Raw genomic sequence first — 1,752 nt, forward strand, 5'->3', positions numbered from 1 at the left:
ACACCAACTGTCACCGATGTCCTGATGCGGAACTGTCACCCATGTCCTGAGACATCACACCCGAGATTCAGGACGGAGACGAGCAGGTGGACGTCGTCGTCGTCGGAGCCGGCGTCGCCGGTCTCTACGCGGTGCACCGCCTCCGGGCCCAGGGGCTGTCGCTGGTCGGGGTCGAGGCGGGCTCGGACGTCGGGGGCACCTGGTACTGGAACCGCTACCCCGGTGCCCGTTGCGACGTCGAGAGCGTCGACTACTCCTTCTCCTTCGACCCGCAGCTCGAGCAGGACTGGGACTGGTCGGAGCGCTACGCCACGCAGCCTGAGATCCTCGCCTACATCAACCACGTCGCCGACCGGTACGACCTGCGCAGCGCTTTCCGGTTCGCCACCCGCGTGACGTCCGCGGTCCTGGACGAGAAGTCCGGCCGCTGGGTCCTGGCCCTCGACTCCGGCGACGTTCTCTGCAGCCGGTTCGTCGTGTTCGCCACCGGGAGCCTGTCCGCCGTGCGGACCCCGGCCATCCCCGGCTTGGACACCTTCGCAGGCCGGATCCTCCACACCGCGATGTGGCCGCACGAGGAGGTCGACTTCGCCGGCCGCCGTGTCGGTCTGATCGGCACGGGTTCCTCCGGGATCCAGCTCACCCCGATCGTCGCCGAGCAGGCCGCCGAGCTGACCGTCTTCCAGCGCACCGCCAACTACTCCATCCCCGCCTCGAACCGACCGCACACCGACGAGACGCGGGCGGCGTACAAGGCCGCATATCCGGAGCGGCGCCGGTTGTCCATGACCTCGGGCGGCGGCTCGCCGCACACCCCCTACCCGAGGCGCACCTTCGAGGTCGACGAGGCCGTGCGACAGGAGGTCTTCGAGCGCCAGTGGGAGCTCGGCGGGGTCCTGTTCGCGAAGGCGTTCCCCGACCAGACCCGGGACGAGGCCGCCAACTCAGAGGCCCGGGCCTTCTACGAGAGGAAGGTCCGCAGCCTGATCCACGATCCGGGGGTGGCCGACAAGCTCATCCCCCGCGACCACCCGATCGGGACGAAGCGGATCTGCACGGACAGCGGCTACTTCGAGACCTTCAACCGTCCCAACGTCGAGCTGGTCGACCTGCGCGCGACCCCGATCGACGAGATCACCCCGTTGGGCATCCGGACGGGCGAGCGGGTTCACGAGCTGGAGGACATCGTCCTCGCGACCGGCTTCGACGCGCTGACCGGCGCACTGGGCGCGATCGACATCCAAGGACGCGGCGGGCGTGAGCTGAGGGGGGAGTGGGCCGCGGGCCCCACCACCTACCTCGGGCTCGGCGTGGCCGACTTCCCCAACATGTTCATCATCACCGGACCCGGCAGCCCCGGCGTGCTGACCAACATGATCCTCGCCGGGGAGCACCACGTCGACTGGGTCGGCGACACGATCGCCTACCTCGACGAGCACGGCCTCGCGGGGATCGAGCCCACGCCCGAGGCGCAGGAGCGGTGGGTGCACCACTGCGTGGAGCTCGCAGACAGCACTCTCATGGTCAAGGCGAACTCCTGGTACATCGGTGCGAACGTGCCCGGCAAGCCCCGGGTGTTCATGCCCTACATCGGCGGCTTCGGACGCTACCGGGAGATCGTCGCGGACGTCGTCGCCGACGGCTACCGCGGATTCGATCTGCTGGAGGCTCCCGTCCGGGAGCGGCTGGAGTACTAGACGAGTAATTCCTAACGGCGTGGCTGCCGGGGATATGGCAGGAGGGTGTTGAAGG

1 protein-coding gene is annotated in these 1,752 nt (G+C 68.8%); it reads left to right on the top strand.

Annotated elements, in window-relative coordinates; translation table 11 throughout:
* Positions 1–86: 86 nt before the first annotated feature.
* The gene (locus ABD993_RS26080) at positions 87–1,697 is read left to right on the top strand and encodes a flavin-containing monooxygenase (protein ID WP_345423900.1); all 1,611 of its coding nucleotides are present in this window, start codon (positions 87–89) and stop codon (positions 1,695–1,697) included.
* Positions 1,698–1,752: the final 55 nt, after the last annotated feature.

Origin of the sequence: Pseudonocardia xishanensis, assembly GCF_039541715.1 — a bacterium.
In the GTDB taxonomy this organism is placed as follows: domain Bacteria; phylum Actinomycetota; class Actinomycetes; order Mycobacteriales; family Pseudonocardiaceae; genus Pseudonocardia; species Pseudonocardia xishanensis.